The following is a 15,361-nucleotide window of genomic DNA, read 5'->3' as shown; positions in this document are numbered from 1 at the left end:
ATGGTCCCGCTGTCGCTATTGATCTGGATTGGGCTCGAAACCGCGCTCTACCTGGCCATTGCACGGCTCGGTCTTCAGGCGGACTGGGCTTATGCCGCGGCCGGAGCGGTCGGCGGGATACTCGGCATGCGGGCCGGCATTGTTGCCATTACCTGGATGTTTGGCATGGCCTTTGCCTCACCAGCCCCGCGGCTTGGTGCAGGACGGACCGCTCGCTTGATGCTGGAAGAATATGCCGCCTTCTTGTTCACTTTCATCCTTGTTTTACCGTTTGAGCGCTTGTGGATGCCGGCCGACCGACCGCGCACCGGCCAAGAACCAATCCTGCTGGTACACGGCTACGGATGCAGCCGGGGTGTCTGGTGGCTACTGCGTAGACGGCTTGAAGCAGCCGGCCACAGCGTTGCCAGTCTGAGCCTGACGCCCCCCTATGCTTCGCTGGGCAAGCTGGAACCTCTGCTCAATGCCCGTATCGAAGCGCTCTGCAAGGCCACCGGCAGCTCGCAGGTTCAACTGCTGGCACACAGCATGGGTGGCCTGATTTGTCGTTCCTACCTCGCCCGGCATGGCCGCGACCGGGTCAGCCGCCTGCTGACGCTCGCCACCCCGCACCATGGAACTGAACTCGCTCGCCTCGGTTTCGGCCGCAATGCACGTGAAATGGAACCCGGTTCGCTGTGGTTGAGCGACATGGCCGGCGAGCCGCTCAATGGGCCGACGATCAGCCTGCGCAATGCCTACGACAATTACATCATGCCGCAGGATAATCAGCGCCTGGCCGGCGCACGCGACATCGAACTGCCCCCGGTCGGTCATCTGGCGATGCTCTACGACCGGCAAGTCGCTACCCTTCTGATTGACTGCTGTTCCGAAGGAAATAAGACCCAATGAACATTCCCGCCGCCGCACGTAGCCAAGCCGAAGATCTTCTGGCTTTCATCGATGCCAGCCCCAGTCCCTGGCATGCCGTGCAAACCTGCGAGCAGCGTCTGCTGGCTTCCGGTTTTTGCCGTCTGGACGAGGTCGACCGCTGGCAACTCACCCCCGGCGGCCGTTACTTCGTGATTCGTGGCGGCTCATCGATCATCGCCTTCATCGTCGGCCACCAGCCAGCAGCCGAAACCGGCCTGCGTCTGATCGGCGCCCACACCGATTCACCCGGCCTGCGCATCAAGCCCAAGCCGGCGGAGGACGCTGCCGGGATGATCCGGCTGGGGGTCGAAGTCTATGGCGGGCCGATTCTCGCCACATTTGCCGATCGTGACCTGTCGCTTGCCGGGCGCGTCAATGTCCGCACGGCCGAGGGCTTTACAAGCCATCTCGTACGATTTGACGAAGCCCTGCTGCGCCTGCCCAACCTCGCCATTCACATGAATCGCGAGGTCAACGAAAGCGGCCTCAAATTCAACAAGCAGACCGAACTTCCCCTCATCCTTGGCGTCACCGACGGGAACAAGGCGGATGATCGCTTCCGCCAGCCGATTGCCGACGTACTCGGTGTCGCCCCGCAAGATTTGCTGACTTGGGAGCTGAATGCTTACGACACGCAAAAAGGTGCTTTTTGGGGCGTCGACCGCGAATTCGTGGCCGACAGCCAGCTCGACAACCTGGCCTCCTGCCACGCCGCGCTGAGCGCCCTGCTTGCCACGAAAAACCCGGCAGCAAGCTGCATCTGCGCCTTTTTCGATCACGAGGAAGTCGGCAGCGAAAGCGCCGGCGGCGCCAGCGGCAGTTTTGCCGGCGATGTCATCAATCGCATTGCGGGCTGCGCCGGACTGGATGCCGAAGATCAGCGCCGCATGCTGGCACGCAGTTTTTTCATCAGTGCCGATATGGCACACGCCTGGAACCCGAACTTTCCGGGCGCTTACGAACCCTGCCACCGTGCCACGGTCAACGCCGGCCCAGTCATCAAAACCAACGCCAACCAGCGCTACAGCACCAACGCCGATACCGCCGCACGCTTCATGGCAATTTGTGCCAAAGCCGGTGTTCCCTGCCAGCAGTACGCACACCGTACGGACCTTGGCTGTGGCAGCACGATCGGACCGATTCTCGCGGCACAGCTGGGCATCCCCAGCGTCGATGTCGGCGCCCCGATGTGGTCGATGCACAGCATTCGCGAAAGTGCCGGCGTACTTGATCACGGCTACATGATTGCCGCCATGACGACGGCACTGGCGGACTGAAATGATGCGTGATCTGCTTACTTTCCTGGTCGGTTCAGCCATTCTGCTCTGGCTGTCGCGCAAGGCCATCGTCAAACCGGGCCGGCATGGCTTCTACCGCTTCTTCGCCTGGGAAGGCATCCTGGCCCTACTTGTTCTCAATCATGAACCTTGGGGAGAATCTCCATTCTCGCCCCACCAGATAGTTTCCTGGCTGCTGATGCTCGGCAGCATTCTCCTGGTCGCCCACGGTTACGCCGTTCTGAAAGAAGAAGGCAAGGCCGGCGAACAACGCGAGGACACGGCACTCTACGATTTTGAAAAAACGACCAAGCTGGTCGATTGCGGCATCTTTGCCTACATCCGTCACCCGATGTACGCCTCGCTGCTGGCACTGGCCTGGGGCGCTTTTTTTCAGGATCCGGGCTGGGCTGGCAGTGCAATTGCCAGCCTGACCTCGTTTTTCCTGTTCCTCACCGCCAAGGCCGACGAACAGGAATGCCTGCAATTTTTCGGTCCGGACTACGCTGACTACATGAAGCGTACCCGGATGTTTCTTCCCTGGCTTATTTAGCCTCGCCCTGCGGCACCTCGAATTTGGTACCCATCATTTCATTGCAGGTTGCCCGACCAAAGGTTTCGGCCTTTTTCGGGCTGGAAATCTGGGGCTCCTCGTAGATCCGCTTGATGACGTAATTGGTGATGCGCGCACCATCACCGCCATCTTCGACAAACACCTTGGCCGGACGACCTTTTTCACGATCATAGTAGGACTGCAACGCAAAATCGCGAACCCGCTCGCAAAAACGGATCTTCTGGGCATCCGGCATGCTGTCATCGATTTTCCCGGCATGGGCATGTGGCCAGGCACTCTGAGCCACCAGCAAACTGCAAGCAATCAGACTCAAGCGCTTCATTCTCCGGTCTCCTGAATCGAGGTCAGATAAGCCAGCACATCCTGGATATCGTCAGCCTTCAACTGGGTGAGCAGACCGCCCGTTCCTTCCTCGTCGTGCGGACGATCGCCCTTGAGGTAAAGGTCAATCTGCCGTTTGAGGTAGTTGGAGTATTGCCCAACGAGCATCGGGAACATGCCCCGGCCCTTGCCGGCCTTGCCATGACAAGCCGCACACTGCTTCTGGTAGATTTTTTCACCATGCTCGATATTGCCCTCGACGCGCGGCACGATCATTACCTTGTCGACCATCTGCAGGCGAGTCAGCGCATCTTCGTGGCCGGCGAAGGTCGGCATCTTGGTCGATAGTTCGATGCCGGAAAGATAGGCAGAAATATCGCGGATATCTTCATCGGACAATTCGCGTTCCTGCGTGTAGGGATACATCGGAATGTTGATCCGCGTCCGCGCCCGAAAGCTCTTCAGCTGGCTAGCCAGATAACCAGCACGCTGCCCGGCAATGCGCGGATATTCTCCTTTTTTCCCGCCGGCTCCCTGGTCGCCGTGGCACGCCGCACAGGTTCCATTGATTTCCTTGCCTTTTTCGAGGTCGACCGCGGCAGCCGGCAAGCCGAATAGCAAGCCCGCGCAAAGCACAGGGAAAAGTAAACGAAAACGCATGCGACACCACTCCAGAATCCGATGCGACGAATTGTCGCACGCTGTTAGCGACAGAAAATTGACTCAAATCACGCATAATTCGCCCCATGCCATTTATCTCCTGCACCGCCGACGGCACCGACCATCTGGCCAACTTGCGTCGCCTGGTCGCCAGCCGATGGGTTGTTCTCGCCAGCATGGCGCTGCTCGTGATGATCGTTCCCGGCGCACTGAACATCCCACTGCCACAATGGCCGTTGCTCGCCATCGTTTCTGTCGCAGCCGTTCTCAACAGCATGATCCAATGGCGCGTCCTCAAGGCAGGCAGCGCAACACCCGGCGAGTTGTTCTCCCAGTTGCTGCTGGATATCGGCGCACTGAGCGCGATTGTTTTCTTTAGCGGCGGAGCAACGAACCCACTGGTTTCCCTCCTTCTACCGCCGGTCGCCATTGCAGCACTGACCCTGCCGGTGCGGTGCGTCATGGCCATCGGCGCCATCGCCGTCGGCAGTTACTCCGCGCTGATGGTCTATTACATCCCCCTGGCCATGCCGGATGCAACACGGGCAACCCGGCTGCATCTGGTTGGCATGTGGCTGACATTCTCGGTGTCCGCGCTGATGATTGCGTGGTTTGTCGTTCGCATGACACGCCTGATTCGACAGCGCGACGCCGAGCTGGCCACTGCCCGCGAACAAGCCCTGCGCGACGAGCGCATCACGGCCATGGGAACGCTGGCCGCAGGAGCCGCCCATGAACTCGGCACTCCGCTCGCCACCATGTCGCAGATTGCCGGCGAACTGATCCACGACAATTCACTTTCCGAGGCTTGCCGTGAAGATATTGCCCTGCTCCGCCAGCAAATCGCCACTTGCAAGCAGATCATCACCGGGCTGTCGCGCAAAGCCGGCGCCGAACGACTGGAAAATGCCCATTTCCAGCCGGTCGACCGCTGGATCAACGGCCTGCGTCAGCAGTGGCATGCCACTCGGCCGAATGCCAGCAGCCGCATGACCCTCACCAGCGACGGCCCGGCCCCTGAAATATTTGCCGACCCACGGCTCGAACAGGCACTTCTCAACCTTTTGAACAATGGCGCAAATGCCAGCGATGAACCACTTGAAATCCGGCTCGGCTGGTCACCTGGCCGCTTGACGATTGATATCTGTGACCGCGGCCCCGGCTTTCCGGATGACGTTCTCAAAAATGGCGGGCATACCAGCTTCCCTGCACACGAAAGCGGAAGCGGCATCGGCTTGATGCTGACCAGCACGGCCATCCAGCAGTTGGGCGGCCAACTGACCCTGAGCAACCTCAAAGATGGCGGCGCACTTGCCCGCATCGAATTACCGCAGACAAACCAATGAATGACATTACCCTGGTAATCGACGACGACCCCAGTTTCAACGCCATCCTGGTACGCACGATGGAACGCAGGGGATACCCGGCCCGCGGGGTTCTGGATGCGGCCGAAGCGTTGCAGCTTGCACGTGAATCGGGTGCCCGGCGCATCATTCTCGATCTGAATCTCAACGGCAGCTCCGGCCTGGCCCTGATTCCGGCACTACTCGGCATCAATCCTGACTGCCGCATCATTGTGCTGACGGGTTATGCCAGCATCACAACTGCAGTCGACGCAGTCAAGCTCGGCGCGATCCAGTATCTCGCCAAGCCGGTTGAAATCGAAGCCATTCTGGGAGCATTCGAAGACGACGACATGCCGGATTTCGACCTTCCCGTTTCCGATGAGCCTCTTTCGATCGACCGGCTTGAATGGGAACACATCCAGCGCGTGCTCAACGAAAATGAAGGCAATATTTCAGCAACTGCCCGCGCCCTGAAAATGCATCGCCGCACATTGCAGCGCAAATTATCGAAACGGCCAGTCAAGACCTGACTCGGCTCACGCCTTTCTAAATGCCGAGATAGCGATGCCAGATCGCGTGATCCGCATCAAGTGCAGCGGATGATCCCTGCCAGACAACCTGGCCACGCTCCAGGATAGTGTGGCGACTGGCCAGCGGGAGCAGCTTTTCGACATACTTGTCGATGACCAGAACACTCTGCCCCGCATCGCGCAGACGGGCAAGGCAAGCCCATATTTCCTCGCGGATGAGCGGCGCCAATCCTTCGGTCGCTTCATCAAGAATGAGCAACCGCGGATTGGTCACCAATGCCCGGCCGATTGCCAGCATTTGCTGTTCGCCACCGGAGAGCTGGTTACCGAGATTCCTCGCTCTTTCCTTGAGCCGAGGAAACAATTCGTAGATCCTGGCAGGAGTCCATGCGGCCGCCGAATGCCGGCGATTGGCGAAAAAAGCCACCAGATGCTCGTCGACCGTAAGATTCGGAAAACACTGCCGCCCCTCGGGTACGAGGGCAATACCGGCCCGTCCAATACGGTCGGGGCGCCAGCCAACAATACTCTGGCCGGCAAAGCGGATCTCGCCCGCCTTGCATGGCACGAAGCCGCACAGCGTGCGTAAGGTTGTCGTCTTGCCCATCCCGTTGCGCCCAAGCAAGGTAACGACTTCCCCCTCATCCATCGTCAAATCGATGCCAAACAAAACCTGGCTGGCGCCGTAGGCAACCTCAAGTGCACCGACCTCCAGCAGCTTGCTCACAGATGGTCTCCCAGATATGCCCGACGAACAGCAGGATCGGAGCGAACTTCGTCTGGCGTACCGGTGCAGATCAATTCACCGTTAACCAATACGGAAATACGATCTGCAAGCCGAAAAACCGCATCCATATCATGCTCGACAAGCAATATCGTCACATGGCGAGCAAGATGTTCGATCAATTCGACCATGCGTGACGACTCTTCCGGCCCAGTTCCAGCCATCGGCTCATCGAGCAATAACAATTTGGGTCGGGTCGCCAGCGCCATGGCCAACTCCAGCGCCCGCTGATCACCATGCGAGAGCTGGCCGGCCATCACCATTTTTTTGGGGATCAGGCCGACTTGCTCAAGATAGTTTTCTGCCTCATCGAACAATGCACGCTCGTTCCGCACCGGCTGCCAAAAACGGAAGCTGCTTCCGGTATCAGCCCTGCCCTGAACCGCAAGTTGCACGTTATCCAGCACACTCAGGCCGAGGAATACATTGGTGATCTGGTAGGAACGCGCCATGCCGGCGCCAACGCGCTGATGCATGGCTTGCCTTGTCACCTCGCGACCGGCGAAATGGATACTCCCCGAATCGGCTTGCAAGGCACCGGATACGTGGTGAATAAAAGTTGTTTTACCCGCTCCGTTAGGGCCGATCAGTGCATGGACCTCACCCGCCGTGACATTGAAATCGACCGCTTTCAATACCTCGATGGCAGCAAAGCGCCTTGATAACCGGCGCACCTCAAGCAAGAGCTCAGTCATGTGACCTCGCAAAAAGCGCTGCTACGCCTTTGGGTGCGAAAAGCACAATGCCGAGCAATAGCAATCCCAAAATAATATGCCAGTGCTCCGTCACGCCAACCAACCCCTCTTCCAGCACCAGCAAGACGCCGGCCCCCACGACGCCGCCATACAGATAGCCAACGCCGCCAATGATCACCATCACAAGCAAAGTGCCGGACTGAACCCATTGCAACAAATTCGGGCTGGCCAGCCCGGTCTGGTTGGCCAGCAAGGCGCCGGCCAGACCGGCCAGGGCTCCGCCCAAAGCAAAGCAGACCAGACGATAACGAAAAACCGGATAGCCGAGCGCTTCCATTCGCGTTTCATTTTCCCGGATCGCCTGCACAACACGCCCAAACCTGGCTTCTGCCAAACGCCGGAACAAAAACATCACCAACGCCAGGGCTGCAAGTGCGACATAGAACAAGGAAGCATCGCCTGACAGGCTGAAGCCAGCAATCGACATGCGCCCACCCAGCGACAAACCATCATCGCCACCGAGAACGGCAGCGGAAACGAAGAGGTAGTACGCCATCTGGGCAAAAGCCAGGGTGATCATGATGAAGTAGACGCCCCGGGTACGCAGACTGATGCTGCCAACCAGCAGCGCAAATAATCCGGCGACGCCCATGGCCAGAGGAAATACCAGCAAACCTTCGCTAATCCCCGCCTGCAGGCACAGTGCCGCAACATAAGCGCCAGTCCCGAAGAAGGCAGCATGCCCAAGAGATACCATGCCACCAAAGCCCAACACCAGATTGAGACTGGTCGCTGCCAGCGCAAAAACAAGCATGCGTGTGGCGAAGCTGATGTAGAACGCCTGATCAAGCGCAGTCAGAATGGTTGGCAGAACCAGCAAGATCAGCAAGGTGACCAGGGATGCGTTTTTTTGCCAACGGGCAGGACGATAAAAAGCCATTTATGCACGCGCCGGAAAGAGGCCCTGCGGTTTAAAAAACAGAATGGCGGCCATCAGCAAGTAAATCAGAATCGAGGCGATGGCCGGACCGAGCGTCGAGGCAGCCTCGGCGGGCAGCGCAGCACGCAGCAGCAAGGGCAAAAGTGCCCGCCCCAGCGTGTCGACCGTGCCAACGATCAAGCTACCGACGAGCGCCCCGCGAATCGACCCAATCCCGCCAATGATGATCACGACAAAAGCCAGAATCAGAACCCCCTCACCCATGCCAACCTGAACCGCCAACAGGGGCCCGAGCAAGCCGCCGGCCAAGGCACAAAGCCCGGCACCGAAGGCAAAGACTGCAGTAAACAAACGCCGCACATTAATACCCAGCGCTTCCGTCATTTCCCGATTGGAGGCACCGGCTCTGACCCACATGCCGATACGGCTTTTGGCCACAAGCAAGTAAAGCAATCCGGAAACAGCCAGCCCAAAGGCAATCAATACCAGGCGATATGCGGGGTAAAAGAAACCCGCGATCTCGACTGGTCCGGCCAAAGCATCCGGTGGATTGAGCATGACGGGCTGAGCTCCCCAGATCATGCGCACGGCCTCATTGGCAATCAGAATCAGGGCGAAAGTGGCCAGTACCTGAGACAAATGATCACGCTTGTAAAGCTGGCGAAACAAGGCCAGTTCTAGCAACAAGCCAATCACGGCAGTTGCGCCAACCCCGCACCCCAGCCCGATCCAGAATGAATCCGCAGCCTGGGCACAAGCGGCCACCAGATAGGCTCCAATCATGTACAACGACCCATGGGCCAGATTAATGCAGTCCATGATGCCAAAAACCAGCGTCAAGCCGGCGGCAAGAAGAAACAGCATCAGGCCGAATTGCAGGCCATTGAGGGCCTGCTCAAGGAAAAGCTGGGTCATGTCAGGAGAAAAAAACAAGGAATAGGCTTAAGGCAGTTCCCCTCCCTGGCACAGAGGGGAAAATCAAAAGTGCCTTAACAACAAACGACGGCAGTACTCGACATCCTGCGATGATGAGCCTCAGGGATACATCATTTCATCTTGCACTGCGTCGCGTAAGCGTCCGCATGATTGCTGAAGATGGTGCCTATCGTCTTGTTCGTGACACGGCCCTGAGCATCCTTGCCGATGGCACGCAGATAATAGTTTTGCACCGGGTAGTGATTATTGTTGAACTTGAAATCACCCCGGACCGACTTGAAACGCTTGGCTTCCAGCGCCTTCTGCAAAGCAGCCTTGTCTTCGACATTGCCCTTCACATCCCTTACCGCCGAATCGATCATGAAGGCAGCGTCGTAACCTTGCGACGCATAGAGCGAAGGCAGGCGGCCATATTCACGCTGGAAATCGGCAACAAACCGCTTGTTTTCAGCGTTGTCCATATCGTGCGCCCAATGCGACGAGTTGAACATGCCCAGCATGGAATTACCAACCGCCTTGATGACATCTTCATCCGCCGAAAAACCCGGTGCAAATAACTGCGTATCGCGTGACAACCCTGCGGCAACAAATTGCTTCACAAAATTGATTCCCATGCCGCCCGGCAGGAAGAAAAACAGGGCATCCGGCTTTGCAGCACGAATTTGTGCCAGTTCGGCCGCGTAATCAAGCTGACCCAGCTTGGTATAAATCTCATCGGCAACCTTGCCCTTGTAAAAACGCTTGAAACCGGAAACAGCGTCTTTACCGCCAGGGTAATTAGGCGTCACGATGATAACGTTCTTGTAACCTTTATCCTGCACGACCTTACCGACAGCTTCATGCAAATTGTCGTTTTGCCAGGCAACGTTGAAGAAAAATGGATTGCATTGATCACCCGCATATTGCGATGGACCAGCATTTGCCGAGATATAAAAGGTTTTGTTTTCGAAGACCGTCGGACCGACAGCCAGCATGATGTTGGAGAAGACAATGCCGGTCATGAAATCGACCTTATCCCTCTTCAGCAATTTGTCAGCCGCCTGCTTGGCAACATCCGGATTCTGCTGGTCATCGGCAACGAGCACTTCAGCAGGCAAATTCCCGAGCTTGCCGTTGAGGTTTTTCATCGCCAGGTTGAACCCGTCGCGGATATCGACCCCCAGACCGGCACCTGGACCAGAAAGCGTAGACACCAAGCCAACCTTGATCGAACTGGCAGCATGAACAGAACCAGCCAGTATCAAAGCAGCAGCAAGAGCAGTCAGGCGAAGCGACATTACAATCTCCGGGTTGGCGTAAAGCGGCTGATTGTAGCTCATGAAACAAGGCAATATCGAATATCGGAAACGACGACGAACGACCAACTATGCATGCATCACGATGGTGCAGCCACAAAGCAAAAAGCCAACCCTGAGGTTGGCTAAACTGCTTGTTTCACTTTTCTTGGTCGGGGCGGCGGGATTCGAACTCGCGACCCCTTGCACCCCATGCAAGTGCGCTACCAGGCTGCGCTACGCCCCGACAAGCCGTACATTATACGGGAGAAACAAAAAGAATCAAAGCTGCAACAGCGCAATTATCGACTGCAAGTCATCGCGCAAACTCCCCGAACCCTTTGCAAGCTCGGCTTTTTCACCCGAGCCAGCAGTTGCTGCAGGTCCTTCGTCCAGCCTGTTGCGAGCACCGCTGATCGTAAAGCCCTGGTTATAGAGAAGCTCCCGGATTCTGCGTACGAGCAAGACCTCATGATGCTGGTAATAGCGCCGATTTCCTCGACGCTTGACCGGCTTCAATTGGTTGAACTCCTGCTCCCAGTAACGAAGCACGTGCGGCTTCACGCCGCACAACTCACTGACTTCGCCAATGGTGAAGTAGCGTTTTGCGGGGATCGGCGGCAGTTCGTCGCCAGATGGGGATTTAAGCCGCGGTTCCATCACAAGCCAGTTCAACGTCAGATTTCAGTTTTTGACTGGCATGAAACGTTACTACACGTCGTGCAGTAATTGGAATTTCCTGACCAGTCTTGGGGTTGCGTCCGGGACGTTGCGGTTTGTCGCGCAACTGGAAATTGCCAAAACCGGAAAGCTTCACGCCATCGCCTGTTTCGAGTGCATTGCGGATTTCCTCAAAAAACGCTTCAACCATATCTTTGGCTTCGCGTTTATTGAGGCCAACCCTCTCAAAAAGCAGGTCAGCGAGTTCGGCTTTGGTGAGCGTCATCGTTGTTTTTTCCATCAGGCACGCAGTTGAGCACCGAATGCCCGTTCGAGACAAGACACCAGTTGCTGCATAGCAGCATCAACTTCCGAATCTAGCAAAGTGCGTTGAGTATCTTGCATAACTACCCGGAATGCAAGACTTTTCTTGTTTTCAGGCACCCCTTTGCCGACATAAACATCGAACAATTGAATATCCAGAACCAAGGGAGACAACTGCCCTTTCAGACCGTCCAGCAAAGTTTGCAACTGAAGACTTTGATCCACAACAACGGCAAGATCGCGAATGACTGATGGAAATTTTGAAACCTCGGCATAAGCCGGGACGCTGGCAGCCTTGACTGCGGAAAAATCGAGCTCGAACAAGACTGGCGCAACCGGCAGATCATATTTTTGCACCCACTCCGGATGCAATTCACCGAGGCAGCCAATTTCTTTTCCATCAAACCATACTTTAGCCGAACGCCCCGGATGGAGAGCCGGGTGCGATGTTTTCTCGAAGCGCAAGGTAGCCGGAGCAAGCAAGGCCTCCAAGTCACCTTTGACATCGTAAAAATCAACCTTGCGCGAATCAGCCCCCCAGCTCTCGGGCAAAGCGGTGCCATAGGCCAGGCCAGCCAATTTCCAGGGCTGGTCAAAGCCCACCACCGGCGAACCTGCTGCAACACGGTGAAAACTGCGCCCTGTTTCAAACAGGCGAACACGATTTTGTTTGCGCTTGAGGTTGGTCTGCAAATTTGAAATCAGGCCTCCCAACAACGTCGACCGCATCACAGCCATCTGACTGGCAATCGGATTAGCCAGACGAATCAGGTCAACCTCCTCGATTTTTGCAGCAAAATCAGCCTCCCAGGCCTGTTCGACGAAAGCAAAATTGATTACTTCCTGATAACCACGGTCGACCAGTACCTGACGTACGCGCGCAGCCGGGCGCTGCGCCTCGACTTGCACCATCATCGACATATTGCCGCGCGGTGCAGGCGATGGAATATTGTCATAGCCATGCAGACGAGCGATTTCTTCGATCAGGTCTTCCTCGACCTCGATGTCGAAACGCCAGCTTGGTGGCGTCACCAGGAAATCGTCGCCTTCGCGGACGAATGGCAGCCCAAGGCCGTTGAACAGCGTCGCAATTTGCTCAGGCGAGAACGCCATGCCAATAACACTGGATGCGCGGGCAGAACGCAGACGGACCGGATTGCGCTCAGGTAACCCTGCCTTGGCCTCGACCACAGGACCAGCCGAGCCGCCACAGATGTCGATGATCAACTGGGTCGCGCGCTCAATGGCGCGGCGAGCACCGCCGAAATCGACACCGCGCTCGAAACGGTGGGAAGCATCGGAGCCAAAACCATAACGGCGCGCCCGACCGGCAATCGCCTTGGGGGCAAAAAAGGCAGACTCCAGGAACAACTCTGTTGTTTCCAGTGTGATGCCACTTTCCTCGCCACCCATGATGCCGGCCATGGCCAGCGGTTTGGCGTCGTCGGCAATAACCAGAACATCCGCATCGATCGAAATGATCTGCTCGTTCAGGAGCAGCAGCTTCTCTTCCGGCTTGGCCATACGGGCATGCACGGCGCCATCGAGCTTGGTGTTATCAAAAGCATGCAACGGCTGACCAAGCTCAAGCATCACATAATTGGTGACATCAACCAATGCAGAAATAGAGCGGATACCACTGCGCTCAAGGCGGCGCTTCATCCACTCAGGCGTAGGCGCCTTGGCATCGACATGCTTGAGAACGCGACCGTAATAAAGCGGACAAGCACTTGGCGCCTCAAGGATGACCGAACGCTGATCGGAGATGGTTGCAGCAACTTCCGGCACATTGATCAATTTGGCCTGTGCACCGGCAATCGCCGCAACTTCGCGCGCCACACCGGTCAACGACAGGCAATCGGCCCGATTCGGGGTCAGCTTGAGTTCGAACTGCTGGTCATCAAGTTCGAGATACTGGCGAATCGATTGACCAACCGGAGCATCCACGGGCAAGACTAAAAGACCGGAGGCCTCCTCGGCGATACCAAGCTCCTTGGCCGAGCAGAGCATGCCGGAGGACTCGATCCCACGCACTTTGGCAATCTTGATGGTGAAATCGCCCGGCAACTTGGCACCAGGCAAAGCGCACGGAACACGCAAGCCAACCGCAACGTTAGGGGCGCCGCAGACAATGGTCGTCGGTTCGCCGCGGCCGGTATCAACCTTGCAGACATTCAGGCGATCAGCATCAGGGTGCTTGACGACTTCGAGCACATGACCGACGACAACGTCGTTAAATTGCGGTGCAACCGGTTCCAGGCCCTCGACTTCGAGGCCGGCCATGGTCAGCAGATGGGAAAGTTCCTCGCTCGACAGTTGGGTGTCGACAAGGGTACGCAGCCAGGATTCGGAGAATTTCATGCGAATTGCCTCAGGAAACGGAGGTCACCTTCAAAAAAGAGGCGCAGGTCATTGACGCCGTAGCGCAGCATGGTCAGGCGATCCTGACCGAAGCCGAAAGCAAAACCGGTATATTTTTCCGGATCAATGCCACCCATGCGCAACACATCCGGATGCACCATGCCGCAACCGGCGATTTCCAGCCAGCGACCCTCGAGCGGGCCGCTCATGAAAGCAACGTCGATTTCGGCGGAGGGCTCGGTAAACGGGAAAAAGGAGGGACGGAAGCGAACCTTGAGATCTTCGGTCTCGAAGAAGCTCCTCAGGAAATCCGCAATGACACCCTTGAGGTCGGCAAAGGAAACGCCCTCACCCACCCACAGGCCTTCGACTTGATTGAACATCGGCGAATGCGTCGCATCGGAATCGACACGATAGACGCGACCTGGCGCGATGATGCGGATTTCAGGCATTTTATCGAGTTGACCGTAGCGCTCGACATGCGCCTTCATGTAACGCGCCTGGATCGGACTGGTATGCGTCCGCAGCAACACCTTGTCAGCTACCGTGCCATCCGGGTTCTGCAGATAGAAAGTATCGTGCATCGAACGTGCCGGGTGATCCTCTGGCGTGTTCATTGCGGTGAAATTGAAAAAATCTTCCTCGATCTCGGGACCGTCAGCCACTTCGAAACCAATGGAGCGGAACAGCGACTCGATACGTTCGAGGGTACGTGTAACCGGATGCAAACTACCGCGCGCTTCAGCGCGACCGGGCAGCGTGACATCCAATGCCTCTTCAGCCAAACGAGCCTCGAGCGCAGCTTTGCGAATCGCCTCGCGGCGTTCGTTCAGCGCAGCTTCGACAGCCGTCTTGGCAACATTGATTGCGGCACCGGCAGTTTTTTTCTCTTCGGGCGGCAATTTGCCCAAACCTTTGAGAAGCTCGGTGATCTGGCCGCTCTTGCCGAGAAAACGGGCTTTTACCTGTTCCAGCGCATCCGGGTCAGAAATGGCAGCAAATGCCACTTGGGCTTCGCTAACGATTTGATCAAGAGTATCCATAAACTTTCACCAACAAAACCACCAACAAAACGCACGTTTCAGTGAAGGCTCATATCGGCGTAGCCGACGTGAAGCCGCAAAGCGGCGGCCGAAACTAAAAAAGGAGGCTTGCGCCTCCTTTTTTTGATTACGCTTGAGCTCAGGCGCCGAGCTGTGCCTTGGCTTGAGCAGCCAGAGCAGCAAATGCCGGCTGATCGAAGACGGCCAGATCGGCCAGAACCTTGCGGTCAACTTCGATATTGGCTTTCTTCAGACCGTTCATGAAGGTGCTGTACTTCATGCCCAGCTCACGAGCTGCTGCATTGATACGGGCGATCCACAGGGAACGGAACTGGCGCTTCCTTTGACGACGGTCACGATACTGGTATTGACCAGCCTTCATTACCGCCTGCTTGGCGACGCGATATACGTTCTTGCGACGACCGCGGTAACCCTTGGCCTGAACGAGAATTTTCTTGTGACGCGCGCGCGCCGTTACACCACGTTTAACTCTAGGCATCTTCTATCTCCTTATGCGTAGGGCATCATGGCGCGGACGGATGCGACGTCGCGCTCGTTAACTGCAGCGGAACCGCGCAGATGACGTTTAACTTTGGTGGTCTTCTTGGTCAGAATGTGACGCTTGAAGGCTTGACCGCGCTTGATGCTGCCACCGGCGCGAACGGAGAAACGCTTTTTGGCGCTGCTCTTGGTCTTCATTTTGGGCATTTAGATGCTCCTTAAT

The 15,361-nt window shown here is 56.9% G+C and carries 18 protein-coding genes and 1 tRNA gene; 5 read left to right on the top strand and 14 right to left on the bottom strand.

Going from position 1 to position 15,361, the window contains the following annotated elements; all coding sequences use genetic code 11:
- From GBK02_RS09445 to GBK02_RS09435, 3 genes are read left to right on the top strand one after another with little or no spacing between them, the layout of a single operon-like run.
- Positions 1–891, top strand: coding sequence for a triacylglycerol lipase (locus GBK02_RS09445; protein ID WP_203466431.1), 891 nt, complete (start codon positions 1–3; stop codon positions 889–891).
- A complete protein-coding gene (locus GBK02_RS09440) occupies positions 888–2,189 on the top strand; it encodes a M18 family aminopeptidase (protein ID WP_203466430.1) in 1,302 nt (433 codons plus the stop codon). Before GBK02_RS09445 ends, GBK02_RS09440 begins: the two co-directional genes overlap by 4 nt.
- Before the next feature lies 1 nt (position 2,190).
- Positions 2,191–2,742, top strand: coding sequence for an isoprenylcysteine carboxylmethyltransferase family protein (locus GBK02_RS09435; RefSeq protein ID WP_239002957.1), 552 nt, complete (start codon positions 2,191–2,193; stop codon positions 2,740–2,742).
- Here GBK02_RS09435 and GBK02_RS09430 read toward each other — a convergent pair.
- Both GBK02_RS09430 and GBK02_RS09425 read right to left on the bottom strand, forming a co-directional pair.
- Positions 2,735–3,085 (bottom strand): hypothetical protein, encoded by a 351-nt coding sequence (locus GBK02_RS09430; RefSeq protein WP_203466429.1) that lies wholly within the window; start codon positions 3,083–3,085, stop codon positions 2,735–2,737. The genes GBK02_RS09435 and GBK02_RS09430 overlap by 8 nt on opposite strands.
- Positions 3,082–3,744, bottom strand: coding sequence for a c-type cytochrome (locus GBK02_RS09425; protein WP_203466428.1), 663 nt, complete (start codon positions 3,742–3,744; stop codon positions 3,082–3,084). Before GBK02_RS09425 ends, GBK02_RS09430 begins: the two co-directional genes overlap by 4 nt.
- An 86-nt stretch (positions 3,745–3,830) precedes the next feature.
- Between GBK02_RS09425 and GBK02_RS09420 the strand changes: the two genes are divergently transcribed.
- Both GBK02_RS09420 and GBK02_RS09415 read left to right on the top strand, forming a co-directional pair.
- A complete protein-coding gene (locus GBK02_RS09420) occupies positions 3,831–5,090 on the top strand; it encodes an ATP-binding protein (protein WP_203466427.1) in 1,260 nt (419 codons plus the stop codon).
- Positions 5,087–5,620 (top strand): response regulator transcription factor, encoded by a 534-nt coding sequence (locus tag GBK02_RS09415; protein WP_203466426.1) that lies wholly within the window; start codon positions 5,087–5,089, stop codon positions 5,618–5,620. Before GBK02_RS09420 ends, GBK02_RS09415 begins: the two co-directional genes overlap by 4 nt.
- A gap of 16 nt (positions 5,621–5,636) precedes the next feature.
- Here the strand turns inward: GBK02_RS09415 and GBK02_RS09410 are convergent, their stop codons facing one another.
- The 12 genes from GBK02_RS09410 to rpmI all read right to left on the bottom strand — a co-directional run bounded on the left by GBK02_RS09410 (position 5,637) and on the right by rpmI (position 15,345).
- Positions 5,637–6,347 (bottom strand): ABC transporter ATP-binding protein, encoded by a 711-nt coding sequence (locus tag GBK02_RS09410; protein WP_203466425.1) that lies wholly within the window; start codon positions 6,345–6,347, stop codon positions 5,637–5,639.
- Complete coding sequence (locus GBK02_RS09405) at positions 6,344–7,099, bottom strand: ABC transporter ATP-binding protein (protein ID WP_203466424.1); 756 nt, start codon at positions 7,097–7,099, stop codon at positions 6,344–6,346. The genes GBK02_RS09410 and GBK02_RS09405 overlap by 4 nt, the downstream gene beginning before the upstream one ends.
- Complete coding sequence (locus GBK02_RS09400) at positions 7,092–8,039, bottom strand: branched-chain amino acid ABC transporter permease (protein ID WP_203466423.1); 948 nt, start codon at positions 8,037–8,039, stop codon at positions 7,092–7,094. Before GBK02_RS09400 ends, GBK02_RS09405 begins: the two co-directional genes overlap by 8 nt.
- Positions 8,040–8,972: a branched-chain amino acid ABC transporter permease gene (locus GBK02_RS09395; RefSeq protein WP_239002956.1), complete on the bottom strand. Its 933-nt coding sequence runs from the start codon at positions 8,970–8,972 to the stop codon at positions 8,040–8,042.
- Between the two features lie 113 nt (positions 8,973–9,085).
- Positions 9,086–10,252 (bottom strand): ABC transporter substrate-binding protein, encoded by a 1,167-nt coding sequence (locus tag GBK02_RS09390; RefSeq protein ID WP_203466422.1) that lies wholly within the window; start codon positions 10,250–10,252, stop codon positions 9,086–9,088.
- Positions 10,253–10,419: 167 nt separating this feature from the next.
- Positions 10,420–10,496: transfer RNA gene (locus GBK02_RS09385), tRNA-Pro, on the bottom strand.
- 35 nt (positions 10,497–10,531) lie between these two features.
- Positions 10,532–10,909: a MerR family transcriptional regulator gene (locus GBK02_RS09380; protein ID WP_203466421.1), complete on the bottom strand. Its 378-nt coding sequence runs from the start codon at positions 10,907–10,909 to the stop codon at positions 10,532–10,534.
- Entirely contained in the window at positions 10,893–11,195 is a 303-nt protein-coding gene (locus tag GBK02_RS09375; RefSeq protein ID WP_203466420.1) for an integration host factor subunit alpha, read from the bottom strand. The genes GBK02_RS09380 and GBK02_RS09375 overlap by 17 nt, the downstream gene beginning before the upstream one ends.
- A gap of 14 nt (positions 11,196–11,209) precedes the next feature.
- The gene (gene pheT, locus GBK02_RS09370; protein ID WP_203466419.1) at positions 11,210–13,594 is read right to left on the bottom strand and encodes a phenylalanine--tRNA ligase subunit beta; all 2,385 of its coding nucleotides are present in this window, start codon (positions 13,592–13,594) and stop codon (positions 11,210–11,212) included.
- Positions 13,591–14,637 carry a phenylalanine--tRNA ligase subunit alpha gene (gene pheS / locus GBK02_RS09365; protein WP_203466418.1) on the bottom strand — a complete coding sequence of 349 codons (1,047 nt, stop codon included), beginning with the start codon at positions 14,635–14,637 and terminating at the stop codon, positions 13,591–13,593. Before pheS ends, pheT begins: the two co-directional genes overlap by 4 nt.
- 139 nt (positions 14,638–14,776) lie before the next feature.
- On the bottom strand, positions 14,777–15,136 hold the full coding sequence (rplT, locus tag GBK02_RS09360; RefSeq protein WP_203466417.1) for a 50S ribosomal protein L20: 360 nt from the start codon (positions 15,134–15,136) through the stop codon (positions 14,777–14,779).
- A gap of 11 nt (positions 15,137–15,147) precedes the next feature.
- Positions 15,148–15,345 carry a 50S ribosomal protein L35 gene (gene rpmI / locus GBK02_RS09355; RefSeq protein ID WP_203466416.1) on the bottom strand — a complete coding sequence of 66 codons (198 nt, stop codon included), beginning with the start codon at positions 15,343–15,345 and terminating at the stop codon, positions 15,148–15,150.
- Positions 15,346–15,361 lie beyond the last annotated feature (16 nt).

Origin of the sequence: Dechloromonas sp. TW-R-39-2, assembly GCF_016864195.1 — a bacterium.
GTDB lineage: Bacteria > Pseudomonadota > Gammaproteobacteria > Burkholderiales > Rhodocyclaceae > Azonexus.
This window is presented reverse-complemented; position numbering and strand designations above follow the sequence as displayed.